At 63.4% G+C, this 16771-nt stretch carries 9 protein-coding genes; 6 read left to right on the top strand and 3 right to left on the bottom strand.

The genetic code is table 11. The features are described from left to right. Positions 1-37: 37 nt before the first annotated feature. Positions 38-2365 (bottom strand): NADP-dependent malic enzyme, encoded by a 2328-nt coding sequence (locus ABCW43_RS01480; RefSeq protein WP_345921807.1) that lies wholly within the window; start codon positions 2363-2365, stop codon positions 38-40. Positions 2366-2597: 232 nt separating this feature from the next. Between ABCW43_RS01480 and ABCW43_RS01475 the strand changes: the two genes are divergently transcribed. Then, entirely contained in the window at positions 2598-3401 is an 804-nt protein-coding gene (locus ABCW43_RS01475) for a UDP-2,3-diacylglucosamine diphosphatase (RefSeq protein WP_345923293.1), read from the top strand. A 109-nt stretch (positions 3402-3510) separates the two neighbouring features. Continuing rightward, a complete protein-coding gene (locus ABCW43_RS01470) occupies positions 3511-4698 on the top strand; it encodes an MFS transporter (protein ID WP_345921806.1) in 1188 nt (395 codons plus the stop codon). Here the strand turns inward: ABCW43_RS01470 and dgcA are convergent. Further along, complete coding sequence (gene dgcA, locus ABCW43_RS01465; RefSeq protein WP_345921805.1) at positions 4668-5651, bottom strand: N-acetyl-D-Glu racemase DgcA; 984 nt, start codon at positions 5649-5651, stop codon at positions 4668-4670. The two genes, ABCW43_RS01470 and dgcA, sit on opposite strands and share 31 nt — an antisense overlap. A 118-nt stretch (positions 5652-5769) precedes the next feature. Here dgcA and ABCW43_RS01460 point away from each other — a divergent pair, with 118 nt between their 5' ends. The 4 genes from ABCW43_RS01460 to ABCW43_RS01445 are packed head-to-tail and all read left to right on the top strand — an operon-like array spanning position 5770 to position 9791. Further along, complete coding sequence (locus tag ABCW43_RS01460; protein WP_445738882.1) at positions 5770-6915, top strand: ABC transporter permease; 1146 nt, start codon at positions 5770-5772, stop codon at positions 6913-6915. Continuing rightward, positions 6915-7760, top strand: a complete 846-nt coding sequence (locus ABCW43_RS01455) for an ABC transporter ATP-binding protein (protein WP_345921804.1) — start codon at positions 6915-6917, stop codon at positions 7758-7760. The genes ABCW43_RS01460 and ABCW43_RS01455 overlap by 1 nt, the downstream gene beginning before the upstream one ends. Positions 7761-7768: 8 nt before the next feature. Continuing rightward, complete coding sequence (locus tag ABCW43_RS01450; protein WP_345921803.1) at positions 7769-9139, top strand: MlaD family protein; 1371 nt, start codon at positions 7769-7771, stop codon at positions 9137-9139. A 34-nt stretch (positions 9140-9173) separates the two neighbouring features. Beyond that, the gene (locus tag ABCW43_RS01445; protein ID WP_345921802.1) at positions 9174-9791 is read left to right on the top strand and encodes an ABC-type transport auxiliary lipoprotein family protein; all 618 of its coding nucleotides are present in this window, start codon (positions 9174-9176) and stop codon (positions 9789-9791) included. A gap of 418 nt (positions 9792-10209) precedes the next feature. Here ABCW43_RS01445 and ABCW43_RS01440 read toward each other — a convergent pair whose 3' ends face one another. Next, complete coding sequence (locus ABCW43_RS01440) at positions 10210-16596, bottom strand: apolipoprotein A-IV repeat region-like domain-containing protein (RefSeq protein ID WP_445738881.1); 6387 nt, start codon at positions 16594-16596, stop codon at positions 10210-10212. Positions 16597-16771: the final 175 nt, after the last annotated feature.

Genomic DNA, 16771 nt, shown 5'->3' with positions numbered 1-16771 from the left:
TTCAGGGCTCAAACCGCTGTGCGGGTGAATCTGCAATTTAAGATTGAAATTGCAGATTTGGCTGCGATGCTTCGACAACCGCCAGCGCCGCCATGTTCACGACGCCGCGCGACGTGACCGAGGACGACAGGATATGCGCCGGCTGGGCCGCTCCCAGAAGAATGGGGCCGACATGCAAGGCGTCCGTCAGGTTGCGCACGAGGCCGAGCGAGATGTTTGCCGCGTCGAGGTTCGGGAAAACCAGCAGGTTGGCCTCGCCGGTCAGCGAACTGTTCGGCATGGCCCGCTTGCGCAGCGTTTCCGACAGGGCAGAACCGCCCTGCATTTCGCCGTCCACTTCAAGCTCCGGTGCCCGCTGGCGCACCAGCTTCAGGGCGGTCCGCATCTTCTGGGCGCTTTCCGAATCGCGCGAGCCGAAATTCGAATGGCAGATCAGCGCCGCCTTCGGGGTGATGCCGAAGCGGCGGATTTCCTCGGCCGCCAGAACCGTGATCTCGGCGATTTCCTGCGCGGACGGGTTGTAGTTGACGAAGGTGTCGGTGAAGAACATCGCACCACGCTGGGAGATGACCAGGCTGAGGCCCGAGAAGGCGCAGACGTCCGGCCGCTTGCCGATGATCTGGTTCACGTCGCTGAGATGCTTGTCGTAACGGCCTTCGACGCCGCAGATCAGCGCGTCCGCATCGCCGCGCTTGACCGCGAGCGCGCCGATCACCGTGTTGTTGGTGCGCACGATGGTGCGCGCCGCTTCCGGATTGATGCCTTCGCGGCCGACCAGGGCGAAATATTCGTCGACATAGTCGCGATAGCGCGGATCGTCTTCCGGGTTGACCACGGCGAAATCGACATTCGGGCGGATGCGGATGCCGAAACGGGCAAGCCGTGCCTCGATGACGGAAGGACGACCGATCAGGATCGGGGTCGCCGTCTTTTCCTCGAGCAGAACCTGGGCGGCGCGCAAGACGCGCTCGTCCTCGCCCTCGGCGAAGATCACCCGGTTCTTTTCCGAAACCTTGGCGGCGCTGAAGATCGGCTTCATGACGAAACCGGAGCGCCACACGAAGCGGTTCAGCTGGTCGAGATAGGCCTCGAAATCCTGGATCGGCCGGGATGCGACGCCGGTCTCGGCAGCGGCTTTGGCAACCGCCGGGGCAATGCGCAGGATGAGGCGCGGATCGAAAGGCGAGGGGATGAGATAGTCGGCTCCGAAGATCGGAGTCTCGCCGGAATAGGCGCGCGCGGCAACGTCGGAGACTTCCTCGCGGGCAAGCGCTGCGATCGCCTTGACCGCTGCCATCTTCATCTCCTCGTTGATCGTCCGGGCGCCGCAATCGAGCGCACCGCGGAAGATGTAGGGGAAGCACAGCACGTTGTTGACCTGGTTCGGGAAGTCCGAACGGCCGGTGCAGATCATCGCGTCGGGGCGGGCGGCGCGGGCGAGCTCCGGCATGATTTCCGGCGTCGGATTGGCAAGCGCCATGATCAGCGGCTTTTCGGCCATCTGCGCCAGGAGTTCGGGCTTTAGCACGCCCGCGGCGGAGAGGCCGAGAAACACGTCGGCACCGCCGATGCTGTCGGCAAGGACGCGCTTGTCGGATTTCTGGGTGTAGATTTCCTTCCACTCGTCCATCAGCGTATTGCGCCCGTCATAGACAAGGCCTTCGATGTCGTGGACCCAGATATTCTCCTTTTTCGCGCCGAGCGAAACGAGGAGATGCAGGCAGGCCAGCGCCGCGGCACCCGCGCCCGACGTCACGATCTTCACGTCGGCGATGTTCTTGCCCGCCAGTTCCAACCCGTTCAGGATCGCGGCAGCGACGATGATGGCGGTGCCGTGCTGGTCGTCGTGGAAGACCGGGATGTTCATCTTTTCGCGCAGCCGGCGCTCGACCTCGAAACATTCCGGCGACTTGATGTCTTCGAGGTTGATACCGCCGAAGGTCGGCTCGAGCGCCGAGACGGTCGAGACCATCGCCTCGATGCCGGGCGCGTCGATCTCGATGTCGAAGACGTCGATGCCGGCGAATTTCTTGAAGAGGACGGCCTTGCCTTCCATGACCGGCTTTGAAGCCAGCGGGCCGATATTGCCGAGCCCAAGCACGGCCGAACCGTTCGAGACGACGGCGACGAGGTTGGCGCGGGCGGTATAGTCCGCAGCCATATCCGGGTTATCGCGGATCGCCAGACATGGGGCTGCAACGCCCGGAGAATAGGCAAGCGCCAGGTCGCGCTGGTTGCCGAGCGGCTTGGTCGCCTGGATCTCCAGCTTGCCAGGCCGCGGGTAGCGGTGGAAGAACAGCGCCTGCTCGTCGAGATCGCCGCTGACCGGCATGGTCGGCGCCTTCGGTTTGTCCTGCGCGTTCATGTTTCCTCCTGGCTTGCTTGTTCTGTCTTTGAGGGGTCGAAAGGAGAGACCTCTCCTTACATCAATCGATCGGCAGCGACAGCAGCTAATTTGGGGTGATGGCGGAAATTGGAACATGGCCGATCGGAACGCCGGGGCCGGCTTTTCCCCGCCCTGTCATCATCCTGAAACACGAGTCTGGTTTTGAAGCCACCAGAAGCGGCAGCGAAAGGACGACTTCGTGACCGGTGAGATGGATACAAGGCATTTCAGAACGCTCTTCATTTCGGACGTTCATCTGGGCTCCAAGGCGGCCCGAACAGACTTCCTCCTGGATTTCCTGCGTTGTCACGAAGCGGATACCATCTTCCTGGTCGGCGACATCGTCGACGGCTGGCGGCTGAAGCGCAACTGGTACTGGCCGCAGGGCTGCAACGACGTGGTCCAGAAGCTGCTGCGCAAGGCGCGCAAGGGCACCCGCATCGTCTACATCCCCGGCAACCACGACGAATTCCTGCGCTCCTTCCCGGGCACCCATTTCGGCGGCATCGAAGTCGCGGAGCGCGAAATCTACGAAATGGCCGACGGCAAGAAATACCTGGTCCTGCATGGCGACGAATTCGACGTCGTGGTCCGCAACGCCCGCCTGCTCGCCTATCTCGGCGACTGGGCCTATGACGCGGCCATCGTCATCAATATCGGCCTTGCCGCCATCCGCCGACGCCTCGGCATGCCCTACTGGTCGTTCTCGGCCTGGGCCAAGCTGCAGGTCAAACACGCCGTGAATTTCATCGGCGAGTTCCAGCGGGTCGTCGCCGACGAAGCCCGCCGCAACAATGTCGATGGCGTCATCTGCGGCCATATCCATCACGCCGTCATGGAAGACATCGACGGCATCCACTACGTCAATACCGGCGACTGGGTGGAAAGCTGTACGGCGATCGCCGAGAACTTCGACGGCACTCTGGAGATGATCTCGTGGCAGAACATCGCCGCCACGGCCGAGATCAAGGCCTTGCCGGCGCCACAATCCATCGAGGACATGCGGGCCGCCTGAGTGGCCTGCGACAGATGGACAGGCCGGTCAGAGGGCTACATCTTGCCATAGGCAGGCACAAGGGTGTGTGTTAGGTAAGCTGAAACTTCAGCAACCCACCCGTGAAATCGTGATTCCCTTAAATACGGCGCAGACAGCGCCCCGGTTCTTCCAGTTGCGCTGTGCGATCGCCTATGGGGCGCCGCTCGGGGTGAATGGCGTGATTCTGCCCTATCTGCCCGTCTGGCTCGACGGGCTTGCCTTTACCGAGTTTGAAATCGGCATCGTGCTCGCTTCGCAGCTTTTCCTGCGCGTGGTGGCAGCCCCTGTTGCCGGCCTGCTTGCTGACCGCATGACGGAACGCACCCTGATGCTCGCCTGGTCCGGCGCGCTGTCGTTGTTGACGGCATTCGCCATGTTCTTCACCCGCGACTTCTGGCCGGTTCTCATCGTCGTCGCCGTTCAGGCGGCGGTTTTCGCGCCCTATGCGCCGATCGTCGAATCGATCGCCGTGAGCGGGGTCCGGCGCTGGGGTTTCCAATATGGCTCGATGCGGGTGTGGGGGTCGGTCGGCTTCGTGGCCGTGGTGCTATTCGTCGGCGAGCTCCTCGGCTTCTGGGGTTTCCAGGCCGTACCGTCGGCGATAGCGGTCGGTTTTCTTCTGACCGTCGCCGTTGCGTTCGCGGCTCCCAAGCTCGGCCGGGCCGTTGCAAGGCCTGACCCGGACAAGGTGCCTCAGCCGAGCTCGCTGAAAAGGCTCGACCTGCACGTGCTGATGATCGGAGCGTCGGTGGCGCAGGCAGGGCACGGCATGTTCTATACGTTCGGCACCATACACTGGCAGCAGATCGGGTTTTCGAGCGGCTCGATCGGCGTCCTGTGGAGCGCAGCCGTCGTGTCGGAGATCATCGTCTTCTTCGCAGCGGGCTGGATCGCCCGAAGGATCTCGCCCTGGACGCTGATGCGAATCGGTTGTGCGGTGGCGGTGCTGCGCTGGACACTGTTTCCGATGCCGCTCGATTTCTGGGGATATCTGGCGCTGCAGGCCACCCACGCGTTCACCTTCGCCTTTGTCCACATCGGCATCCAGCACCGGCTGGTCGAGGCGGTGCGCGAGGACCAGGAAGCCTCGATGCAGGGCGCCTATGTCTTCTACAACGGCGTTTTTCTCGCGCTTTCGACGGTGCTCTCCGGCGTACTTTACCGCCAGTTCGGCCCGACGAGCTATGTGGCCATGTCTGTCCTGGCGCTGCTTGGCCTGTCGATCATCGCGCTTGCGGCAAGACTTCAGCCCCAGAGGGTCGCTTCCGGCGGGTAGACGAGGGAACCCTCGTAGCGCAGCCCGTCCGGCCGGTCGCGGGAAAGCAGCAGCGGTCCGTCGAGATCCGCGTAGTCCGCATCCTGGGCAAGCAGCACGGCCGGCGCCATGGCGAGCGAGGAGCCGACCATGCAGCCGATCATCACGGCAAATCCAAGCCGCTGTGCTTCCGCCTTCATCGCCAGCGCTTCGGTCAGTCCGCCGGTCTTGTCGAGCTTGATGTTGACGGCGTCATAACGGTCGCGAAGGTTTGCCAGGTCCTCCGTGGCATGCACGCTTTCATCGGCGCAGACGGAAACGAGGCGGCGGATACGGGCAAGCGCCGCATCCCGGCCGGCCGGCAATGGCTGCTCGATCAACGACACATTGGTTTCCGCGGCGATCGCCATGTGGTGGGCGAGGTTTTCCTCGGTCCATCCTTCGTTGGCATCGACGATGATCCGCGCGGCCGGCGCGGCGTCACGAACGGCCCTCAGCCGCATTTCGTCATTGTCCGTCCCGAGCTTGACCTTGAGAAGCGGTCGGTAGGCATTCCGGGCCGCCTCCGCTGCCATGACCTCCGGTTCACCGAGCGACAGCGTGAAGGCGGTGACGAAGGGTTTGCGGCTGGTAGCGCCGATCACATCGGCGACACGCTGCCCGCTCAGCTTCGCCTCCAGGTCCCAGAGCGCACAATCGACGGCGTTTCGGGCAGCACCCGGCGGCATCCGTCTCTGCAGCTCCGCGCGTGTCAAACCGGCGCGGATTGCGTCAGCAATGGCCGTGATATCCTCCATCACACCGTCCAGGCTTTCGCCATAGCGCTTGTAAGGCACACATTCGCCGCGGCCGGAAAAGCCGTTCTCGCTGACGATGCAGGTGATGACTTCCGCCTCGGTCTTGGAGCCGCGGGAAATCGTGAAGGAACCGGAGATCGGAAACGTCTCTATTGTGGCTTCGAGGTGACGGCTCATGGTTTTACGCGTCCCGTTGTGGCAAATCCCTATGACGCAGCTATATTGCCGGTCTCGAAAGTGCGATCAACCGCATCGTATTGAAACTCCTGACAAGCTTGAAGCGCGAAAGAAACACGTGACGTTCCAGCCAGCCGAAATCAAGGCCGAAAATCTGCCCGGCGACGGCGGTGAACGGTACGTGCTGGCCGGCGAATGGCGCGGCCCGACGATAGCACCTGTGCTCAAGGAGTTCGAGCGGTTCGAAAATGCCGCAAAACGGGGCAAGGTGGAGATCGATCTTTCCGGTATCACCGGCGTCGATACAGCCGGCGCCTGGCTCATCCGCCGGCTGATGACCGCCAAGGGCGGGCAGGGCGCAGAAGCGGCCCTGGTGGGCGGCGAAGGCCCGATCCGGGAATTGATCGGCGTCTTGCCGGAACACGTTCCTGCGCCGCCTGCGGACGGCGGAGCTAAGGGAAACCTGTTCGAACGCCTGTTTGCTCCGGTCGGCGAAGTCATAGTCTCGCTCGGCGGTGATTTCTATGCGGCCATGCATATTCTCGGCTCGGCGGTTCGCGGTGCCCAGATGAAGCTCGGCCGTGGCGCAGGCGTATCGCCGGCGTCCGTCGTCACCCATATCGACCGCATGGGCGTGCGCGCGGTGCCGATCATCGTGCTGATGTCCTTCCTGATCGGCGCGATCATCGCCCAGCAGGGCGCCTTCCAGCTCCGGTATTTCGGGGCCGAGATTTTTGTCGTCGATCTGGTCGGCATCCTGCAGCTTCGTGAGATCGGCGTGCTGCTGACCGCGATCATGATCGCCGGCCGTTCCGGCAGCGCGATTACCGCCGAGATCGGTTCGATGAAGATGCGCGAGGAGATCGACGCGTTGACGGTGATCGGCCTCAATCCGGTCGGCGTGCTGATCTTTCCGCGGCTCGTGGCGCTGACCGTGGCGCTGCCGCTCTTGACGATCATCGCCAACTTTTCGGCCCTGTTCGGGGCGGCCGTCGTCGCTCTTGCCTATTCCGGCATCACCTTCGATACGTATCTGTCGCGCCTTCATGAGGCGATCGACCACACCTCCGTCGCCTCCGGCATGATCAAGGCGCCGTTCATGGCGCTGGCGATCGGCATCGTTGCCGCCGTCGAGGGCATGAAGGTCGGCGGCAGCGCCGAATCGCTCGGCCAGCATGTCACCACCTCGGTGGTAAAATCGATCTTCGCCGTCATCTTCATGGATGCGATGTTCGCGCTTTTTTATTCCGCAATCGATTTCTGATGGAGAACGGTTTGGAAGAGGTGCCGCAGACCGTGATCAGGGACAAGTCGAATGGCCGGCAGGTGGTGCTGTCGGTCCGCGACCTGACGGTCGGCTTCGGAGAGAAGCTGGTGCTCGACCACCTGAACCTGGACATCTATCGCGGCGAGATCCTGGGATTCGTCGGCGCGTCCGGCACCGGCAAATCGGTGCTGATGCGAACGGTGCTCGGCCTGTTGCCGCACCGTTCCGGCACGATCCACATTCTCGGCGCCGATTACGACACTGTCGCGGAAGACGAGCGCATGGCGCTCGACACGCGGCTCGGCGTGCTCTTCCAGCACGGAGCGCTGTTCTCGGCCCTGACGGTGAAGGAAAACATCCAGCTGCCGATGCGCGAATATCTCGATCTGCCGCAGTCGCTGATGGACGAACTCGCCTACCTGAAGATCGAGATGGTCGGCCTGCCGCCCGATGCGGCCGACAAATATCCGTCCGAACTGTCAGGCGGCATGATCAAGCGCGCCGCACTTGCACGTGCTCTGGCGCTCGATCCGGACCTCGTTTTCCTCGATGAGCCGACCTCCGGCCTCGACCCGATCGGCGCTGCCGATTTCGACGCGCTCATCGCCAGGCTGCGCGATACGCTGGGCTTGACCGTCTACATGGTGACACACGACCTCGATAGTCTTTTCTCGGTCTGCGACAGAATTGCTGTGCTCGGAGAGAAACGGGTCTTGGTCGAGGGTACGCTTGAGGATATGTTTGCCTGTGACGATCCATGGGTACAGTCCTATTTCCGCGGCAAGCGGGCGCGGTCAGTCGTGGTCCAAGAAAAGCAGCCTGCGGCAGAAGTAGAAGAGTGACCTGATCTATGGAAACCAGAGCCAACTACGCCCTTGTCGGTTTCTTCACCTTACTGGTGATCGCTGCCGCGTTCGGCTTCGTCTACTGGATGGCGCAATCCGGCCGCGGTGGACCGACGGCCGAACTGGCGATCCGCATCCCGGGCTCGGCGAACGGCTTGTCGGTCGGCTCTCCGGTTCGCTTCAACGGCATTCCGGTCGGTTCGGTGCGCAGCCTCACCATCGACCCGGACGATCCCCGTTATTCGATCGCCTTCACCGAAGTGCGCGCCGATGCGCCGGTCTATCAGTCCACGCAGGCAGCACTCGAAGTGCAGGGCCTGACGGGGGCTGCCTATATCGAGCTTTCCGGCGGCGCCAAGGGCGAAGAGAACATCCTCCAGAAATCGATCGAGAACGGCCGGCCGGCCGTGCTGATCGCCGAGCAATCGAGCGTCACCAACCTGCTCGCCACCGCCGACAAGATCCTCGACCGCGCCGACGCGGCGATTGGCGATATCCAGGGCTTTGTCGCCGATGCGCGCGGTCCGCTGACCCAGACCATCCGCAATGTGGAAACCTTCACCTCGGCGCTCGCCCAGAATTCCGACAGCATCGACAAGTTCCTGAACAGCCTCTCGACGCTCTCAGCGACGATCGACCGGGTCTCCGGAACGCTCAACTCCACCCTTGCCGCAGCCGAACGGCTGGTGAAGGCGATCGACGCGGAAAAGATCAACGCCGTTGTCTCCAATACCGAGCGCGCCACCCGCAATGTCGCCATCGCCTCGGATAAATTTGACGACGTGGTGATCAATGTCAGGAATGCTGCCGCCAACCTCGAAAAGGTGGGTTCGGACGCCCAGACCCTTTTGAGGCGTGCCGATGGCGTGCTGAGTGCCGTCAATACCGATCAGGTCGCGACGACGATCCGCAATATCACCGCCGCCTCCGAGGATGCCCGCCAGACCATCGGCTCGGCCCGCAGCGTTGTCGACAATTTCGCCCATCGCAAGGACGATATCGACCGCGCGATCGGCGATTTCACCGATCTGGCCAAGAAGCTCAACGATGCTTCGAGCCGTGTCGACGGCATTCTCGCCAAGGTGGACGGGCTTGTTTCGAGCGACGATTCGCAAGGCCTGTTCGCCGAGGCGCGCAAGACGCTCGAATCCTTCCGCACCGTGGCCGACAACATCAATGCTCGGGTCGGCCCGATCGCCGACAATCTGTCGCGCTTTTCGGCAAGCGGCCTGAGGGATATCCAGACGCTGGTCAACGACGCGCGCCGCACGGTGCAGTCGCTCGACCAGACGATCACCAATTTCGACCAGAATCCGCAGCGGCTGATCTTCGGCGGCGAGACGGTGAAAGAATATGACGGCAGGACGCGGCGGTAAGCTGGGCGTTTCCAGTGTTGGAGAGTGGGGTTTGATGACCGGTTCTGGGTTCTTGATGCGACGTGCGGCGGCCCGCGGCTCGGTTCTGCTCGCGCTGCCGCTCGTGGCGGCGCTGCTGAGCGGTTGCGGCAGCAAGGCGAACAACGATACGTTCGACCTGTCGATTACGCCGTCCGGCCAGGGCGTTTCCGCCCGCAACCGGCAGATCCTCGTGCCCGAACCGACGGCGCTGAAATTGCTCAACAGCGAACAGGTCGTGGTGCGCGTCTCGCCGTCCGAAATCCAGTATCTCGCCGATTCCCGCTGGGGCGACCGCCTGCCGGCGCTCGTTCAGTCGAAGCTGGTCGAAGCCTTCGAAAACTCCGGCCGCCTCGGCGGCGTCGGCAAGCCGGGGCAGGGCCTTGCGATCGACTACCAGGTCGTCACCGATATCCGCGCCTTCGAGGTCACCGCCGGCAGCCCGCGTCTCGCCAATGTCGAGATCTCGGCAAAAATCCTCAATGACCGCAACGGCACGGTGCGCGCCCAGAGCGTGTTCAAGGCGACCGCTCCGGTCTCTGGCGCCGAGAACCGCGATTTCATCGAGGCGCTGGACCGCGCTTTCGCCAAGGTCGGCGCCCAGATCGTCGACTGGTCGCTGAAGTCGATGTGAGGCATCAACGGCTAAAGTCAGGTTCGCGGATATTCTGAGTTCCACGGGCCGGCCCTACTTGATCCAGTACACCGCCGACGGGGACGCCTGTCTCGTCGGATCGACGCGACGAGTGACGGCGTCCAATCCCGCAAAATCGTTCTTATGAATGTGCGAAAGAGGAAGACCTCTTCGCAGCATCATCCGTGGCTTGTCCATGCCGATGCTATCGGTGCCAAGTGGCAAAGCTCTGTGATCGAAGGCGGGTCATGAAGGCCTCCTCCGGGAGCCTTGCATGTCTTTTTTGCCAGGAGGCTGGAAATCCGGCCTGCCTTTGCCATTCCTCGACATCAATCGCTGATCCAGACTTCGTTAGCTCCAAACAAAAAAGCCGCCCCGAAAGGCGGCTTTTAAGTTATCGGCTGTTCCGATCCGGCTCTTAGTTGAACCGGCCGGCGGCGTGGGCCAGCATCGTGTAGACCTTGCCCGTATCCGAGGTGAGGTAGCTCTGGGTGACAGTCTTGTCGCGGTCGGTGCGGGCGACGTCGGCGAGCAGCTTTTCGAAATCGGCGATATAGCGGTCGACGGCGGTGCGGAATTCCGGCTCGCGGTCGTACTTGCGCTTGATCTCGTCGAAAGTCTGCTGGCCCTTCAGCGTGTAGAGGCGACGGGTGAAGACGTCACGCTCGCCGCGCTGGTAACGCCGCCACAGGTCGACCGATGCGTCGTGGTCGATGGCGCGGGCGATATCGACCGACAGCGAGTTCAGCGATTCCACCATATGGCGCGGGTTGCGGTTGTCGCCATTGCCGCCGCGTGGAGCGGGGGCCGGTTCGGCGGCACGCGGTGCCGGCTGTGGCTGCTGGCGGGGTGCCGCCGGGGTATCCGTCACCTCGTCGCGCGATGCGCCGCGCAACAGGTCGCTGATCCAGCCGCCGTCGGTGCCGCGCGGCTCCGGTGCGCGGGCAACGGGCGCCTGCCGATCGAGCGGCAGCGTGCCGCGCAGCGCGTTTCCGGCATACGGATCGTTGCGGGGTGCAGGCGGAGCCGGCTGCGGGATGGCCGCGGCTGCGGGCTGCGGTTGCGGGCGGGCAGGGGCCGGCTGCGGAACGGAAGCAGGTGCCTGGCGCGGTGCCGAAGCTTCGGAAATCTCGAAATTCTGGGTCGAACGCCCGACCAGCGCCGAGATGTCCTGCAACGCCTTGATCTGCTCGGCGACGGCACGCCGCATCGCGGCTGCGCTTTCCTTGGCTTCTTCCGGCAGGTCGAACGCGCCGCGCTTGAGTTCGGTGCGGGTCGTATCCAGCTCGCGGCGGATATCCTGCGCCGAGCGGCGGATTTCGTCGGTCGCGCCGGCGAAGCGGTTGATGGCTTCCTCGACCGATTCCCTGAGCGTATCGCGCAGCTGTTCGGCGGCGCTGCCGGAGCGGCTGGTCGCATCAGAGAGAAGCTGCTCGACGTCGCTCAGCGACTGCGAAATGCTGCCGCGCATCCGCTCGGAAAGATCGCGGGTGCGCCTCTCGGCGTCCGCCAGCGTCGTCTCGATGGCGTGGTTGGCGTCGCTGCCGGCACTGATCAGCGCTTCGCGCATCGCATCGGCTGTCACTTCGGCGCGATGCTGGGTTTCCCCGAGCGTCCGGCCGATATCGGCAAACGAGGCGTGCAGGCTTTCGCGAAGCCGCGAGCCGACCTGCAGCGAACGTTCTTCCGCCCGTTCGAAAGCGCCGTCGACGAGGGTCGTCAGGCTGCGCATCGTCGTCTCGATTTCCTCGGAGCGCTTGACCAGGCCGGTCGACAGGATGCGAAGCGCGTTCTGGCGTTCGTCCAGCGTGCTGACGAGGTTGGACTGTGCTGCGCCGAGGAGCTCGGATGCTTCGACAAGCACCCTTGAGTGGTCGTCGAAACGGCCGACGAGGCTGCTGACTTGCTCGAGTGTATTGCCGAAGACGTCCGACATCCGCCCGATATTGTCTTCGAGCATGCGGGTCGAGCCGGAAACGATATCGGCGGAGTTGGTTGCCGACTGAACGAACCGGTTGGCCGTGACGCTGAGCTTGCGATCGGCTTCCGAAAGGTGGTGGGCGACGGCATCGGCGGTACTGCCGAGTTCCTTCGCTGTCTCCTGGACCATCGCGGAAATATTCGAATTGCTTTCCGCCAGCTTGTCGATGAGGCTGTTGACGCTGAACGACAGGCCCTGTTCGACGTGACGCATGGTGCCGGCGGCACTTTCGGTCCGCTGGGTGATGGCGGCGAGCGTCTCGTTGGTCCGCGCGGCGATCGCATCGACGAGCGCGGAGTTCTCATTGCGGATGCGTGCCGTCGATTCTTCCGTGGCGGAAGAAAGCCGCGCGGTCGTCTCGTCTGCGGCAGAGGACAGCCGTGCCGTCGTTTCTTGCGCCACGGCCGAGAGCCGCTCCGCACCCTGCTGGGCAGCGGTCGTCATCTGCTCGATGGCGGTGCGGCCGGTCGCGGCATATTCCTCGACCATGGGCTTTGCCTTCTCATCGAGAAGGCGCGCCAGTTCCGCCGAGCGGCCGGCAAGCATGGAGTTCAGATCGCGTGCACGGTCATCGAGGGCCGTGTGGATGGCGTCGCCGCGGGCCGCGAGTGCCCGATCGACGGCGTCCATGGCGGTGTCGAGCTGGCTTGCGGTATCGGCGAGCGTGGCGCGGATGCCGTCGCCGCGCGAGTCGAGCGCCTTTTGCGCCTCGTCCAGCGCCTCCGAGATTGCCGTCACCTGGCGTTTCACCAGGCTGTCGGCCTCCGCGACCTTGTGGACGATCGCATTGCCGGCTTCCGAGAAGGCAAGCGCTACGGTTGCCGCCTGGCCGGCAAGCCGGTTCTGGGTTTCCGAAATCCGGCCGACGATCTGGGTCGAACGTTCCTCGATCGCCTTGGTGAATTCGGCGTTGCGGTTGGTGAGTTCCTCGGTGAATTCCGCACCGGCACGCGCCAGCACTTCGGCGGAGCGGGTGGCTTCGCTGTCCATGCTCTGGGCCGCGGCACCGACCGCTTCGCGCAGTGTCGAGGCGAGGCCGACGGCCTTGCTTTCGATGGTCTTGGTGACGTTGTCGAGGCCGATCGTCAGTGCGCGGTCGATCGTGCCGAGGCGCTCCTCGATACGGGCGGTGCGGCCGTCCATGGTCTCGGTGATGCGGTCAGAAGCCTCGGCGGCGACACGTTCCAGGTCGGCCGTGCGGTTGGTGAGCGTGCTGGAAAGATTGACGCCGGCCTCGTCGACGAGCTGAGCCGCTTCGAGGATCTCGCCCCGGATCCGGCCTTCGAGCCCGCCGAAGGTCGATTCGATGCGGCCGCCGGTTTCCTCGAGTGCCTCCTGGACACCACCGACGGTTTGGCGGATGCGGTTGGAGAAGGCGTCGGCCGAGCGGCCGATCTCGCCGGCGGCGTCGGAAAGCCGCTCGGCAAGCGTGCCGACATTGTCGCGCAGACGTTCTTCGAGAGACTGGCCTGCCGTATCGATCGCGTCGCGTAGGGCAGTCTGCTGGGTTTCGAGCGACATTTCCAGCATTCCGGCACTTGCGGCAATCGAGGTGCCAAGCGACGTCACCTGATCTTCCATCAGCGAGCCGATCCGGCTTTGTGCGTCGCCGAGCGTGCTGGCAATCGAGTGGGTGCGCTCTTGGAGAGTATCACGAATCTGCTCGTAGCCGGAGCCGAGCGTCGTTTCGAGCTGCTGATGGCCAAGGCCGATGGTTGCAGCAATGCGCTCCTGCGTCGAGCCGAGCACGGCTTCGACGCGCTCCAGTCCGTCCGCCATGCCCGTTTCGAAACGCTGGGCGCCGGTTGCGAGCGCCGTTTCGATGCGGCTGCTTGCACCGCCGACGGTCTGTTCGAGGCGTTCGCCGCCGCTTTCGAGGAGGCGTGCGAGCTCGGCCGTCCGGGTTTCGAGCGACAGGTCGAGATTGAGCTGATTGTCGGCATAGGCGTTGCGTATCGCTTCCGCCCGGTCCGCGAAGGATTGCTCGATGCGGACGTCGGCATCGATGAAGGTGTTGGCGATTGCCGTCGACTTTTCGTCCAGCATGCCGGCGAGGCGGTCTTCGCCGAGCGCGAAGGAGGTGGCGATCTCCATCGACTTGTCGTCGAGGATTTCCGCGAGCCTGTCCCGGTTTACGCTCAGCGCCTCGTTGATTTCCGAAGTGCGGCGGGCCAGGTCTCCGCTCATGCGCTGTTCGGTTTCCGAAAGTGCGCGCGTGATGGAGTCCGATTTCTCTTCGAGCATGCCGGCGAGGCGATCTTCGCCGAGCGCGAAGGAGGTGGCGATCTCCATCGACTTGTCTTCGAGGATTTCGGAAAGCCGCTCGCGATTGGCATCGAGCGACGTCTGCATTTCGGAAGCGCGCCGACCCAGCTCGTCACCGAGCCGCTGCTCGCTGGCAATGAGCGTGCGGGAGATGTGCTCCGACTTTTCGTCGAACATGCCGGCGAGCCGCTCCGGCGCGCCGGACATCAGCGTTTCGATCGCGCTGGACTTTTGGCTCAGCACCTCTGTCAGATGATCGTGGCTGCCGGAAAGGGCAGCGACAATGGCGCCCGAACGGATGGCCAGGCTCTGTTCGAACTTCGCCTGGTTTTCCGAAAGCGTGCTGAGAAGGCTGCTGCTGCGGTCGGCGATCGTTGTTTCGATGTCCTGACGCGCGCTGGCAAAGCCTGCGTGAAGTTCGCCGGTGCCGGATGCAAACACGTCCTTGAGTTCGCCGGTGCGCAATGCAAGCGCATCCTGAAGCTCGGTGGTGCCCGTTCCGAGCACTCCGTGCAGTTCCCCTGTACCCGAGGCGAGCACGCCCTGGAGTTCGCTGGTGCGCGTCGTCAACACGTCCTGGAGTTCGGTGGTGCGTGTTTCCAGTGTTTCGTGGAGTGCGCCGGTGCGCGTGGCGATCACGTCCTGGAATTCGCTGGTGCGTGCTTCAAGGGCTTCCTGAAGTTCCTCGGTGCGCGAGACGAGCACGGACTGGAGTTCGCTGGTGCGTGTCCCGAGTACATCCCGAAGCTGGCTGGTCCTCGATCCGAGGACCTCCTGGAGTTCGCCCGTGTGCGTCACGAGCGCATCCTGGATCTCGGTAGCGCGGGAGGCCAGCGTATCCTGAATTTCGGTGCTGCGGGCCGACAATGCGTCGGACAGTTCGCGCGAACGGCTTCCGAGCATGGCATCCAGCATTTCCTGGCCGGTGCCGAGCGTCGTCTCAAGCGCGAGCGACTGGTCGGTCAGCGAGGAACTGATGCGCTCGACGCTGGACGAGAGGATGTTTTCAATCGCATCCGAACCGCTTGCCACCGTCTCGTTGATGCGGGCGAGGCTGTCCATCAGCTTGCTGTCGAGCGTGCCTGCACGCTGGTCGAAGGCGGAGGTGAATTGCGAAATGCTGTCGTCGAAGGTCGTGCTGAGCAGGCCGACGGTCGTCTGCAGGCGTTCTTCGAAGAAGCCGGAGCGCATGTCGAGGTCGAGGACCACGTCTTCGACGGTGCTTTGCAGGCTCTGGCGGAATGAAGAGCTCTTTTCTTCGAGCGAACTGTTGAGTGCCGCAAGGATGCCGCCGAGCGAACCGGTGAGCGTCTGTTCGCTTTCGGCAAGCCCGTCGGTGATCTCGCGGGTCCTGGCAAGCAGCGTCTCGTTCAGCTGGCGGGTGCGGTCTGCGAGCGCTGCGTTGAGCCTTTCGGTATTGGCGTCGAGCGAGGAGGCGCGCGTCTGGAATTCGTTGAGAAGCTCCTGGCCGCGCTGCGAGAGCACGGTGTTGATCGCATCCATCCGCTCGTCGAACTCGTGAGCCAGCGCGAAGCCGGAGGAGTTGAGCGTCTGCAGCAGGTTTTCGGTCTTTGTGGTCAGCAAGCTTCCGAGTGCTTCGCCGGCGGCGTTGGACTTCTCCATCAGCGCCGCGCCGCGCGTCTCGATCATCGAGGCAAAGGCTTCGCCGGATGTCGCCAGGCGAATGGAGATTTCTTCGGTCGCAAGCGACAGCTCTTCCTTGAGCTGATCGTGGGCTCCGACGATCGACGAGCGAATGCGCTCGGCGTGGTTGACAATCGCGTCGCGTTCGGCGCCGAGTTCGTGGACAAGGCCACGAACGCGCAATTCGTTGTCGGTGAAGCTCCGCTCCAGCGCATTCACTTCCGAATGGACCAGCGTCTCGAGTTCGGCAGCGCGGGCGATGGTGCGCTCGATGCCTTCGTTCATTGCCGAGACTTCGCGGCGCACGGCCTGGCCGACGCTCATGATTCGCTCGGAGGCGACGGTTTCCGGATCGGACAGGCGAAGCGCCACCTCGGCCATCGAACGGGCGGCGGTTCTCAAGTCCTGGGCGCGGGCCATCATGATCGCAAAGGCGAAGAACAGCATGATGGGAATGAGGATGCAGACCGCGAGCGCGACGATACCGGGAGCGGCGAGAACGCCTTCGACCGAGGTGATCTGCCAGAGCTGGTTGCCGTAGATCATCTGCCCGAGCGCGATGCCGCCGATTGCCCAGAGGATCGAGACGATCACCGCATTGCGGATCGACGAGCGCATCGCGCCGCCTTCCAGCGTCCGCAGGATCGCCGTCGAACTGCGCTTGCCCGCATCGTTGGCGGGCTGGAATGTGGGAGACTTGGCGGCGGTTTCGGTGGCTGCCGATCTGTATGATTCGGCGGCATCGTCCTGGTACTGGGTCTGACGCGGTTTGTTAGTGTCTGACACTCTTGCCTCCGAGGCATGGGGCACTGATCTAGGGCGCGACTGATCATCGTTGAAGTTGATTTTTAGGGCATCTTCCAACGCCTGGAACGCCGTCTCATCGATCGACTCGCTGCTAGGGTTCTTTGCCATGCGGTTACGCCTCGTTACATACTCGCCCGGCAAATCCCATCTGACGCGCTGCCGCCCGCAGACCGACAGATGGAACGCTGCCTGCCGGAAACTCTCCACCCACAAAGCGGAATTCCAGTTTCCTATTCATTTTCAAGTCGGATGGCCGTTCTTTCAAACGGATGATAATGAAAGC

Source organism: Neorhizobium tunisiense (assembly GCF_039631515.1).
In the GTDB taxonomy this organism is placed as follows: Bacteria; Pseudomonadota; Alphaproteobacteria; order Rhizobiales; family Rhizobiaceae; genus Neorhizobium.
Note: the sequence above shows the minus strand (reverse complement) of the source record. Positions and strands in the feature narration are given on the sequence as shown.

Bases quoted from the DNA above. Each gene is read 5' to 3' on its own strand.
- ABCW43_RS01480 (WP_345921807.1), bottom strand. From the start codon at position 2,365: ATGAACGCGCAGGACAAACCGAAGGCGCCGACCATGCCGGTCAGCGGC.
- ABCW43_RS01475 (WP_345923293.1), top strand. From the start codon at position 2,598: ATGGATACAAGGCATTTCAGAACGCTCTTCATTTCGGACGTTCATCTG.
- dgcA (WP_345921805.1), bottom strand. From the start codon at position 5,651: ATGAGCCGTCACCTCGAAGCCACAATAGAGACGTTTCCGATCTCCGGT.
- ABCW43_RS01455 (WP_345921804.1), top strand. From the start codon at position 6,915: ATGGAGAACGGTTTGGAAGAGGTGCCGCAGACCGTGATCAGGGACAAG.
- ABCW43_RS01450 (WP_345921803.1), top strand. From the start codon at position 7,769: ATGGAAACCAGAGCCAACTACGCCCTTGTCGGTTTCTTCACCTTACTG.
- ABCW43_RS01445 (WP_345921802.1), top strand. From the start codon at position 9,174: ATGACCGGTTCTGGGTTCTTGATGCGACGTGCGGCGGCCCGCGGCTCG.
- ABCW43_RS01440 (WP_445738881.1), bottom strand. From the start codon at position 16,596: ATGGCAAAGAACCCTAGCAGCGAGTCGATCGATGAGACGGCGTTCCAG.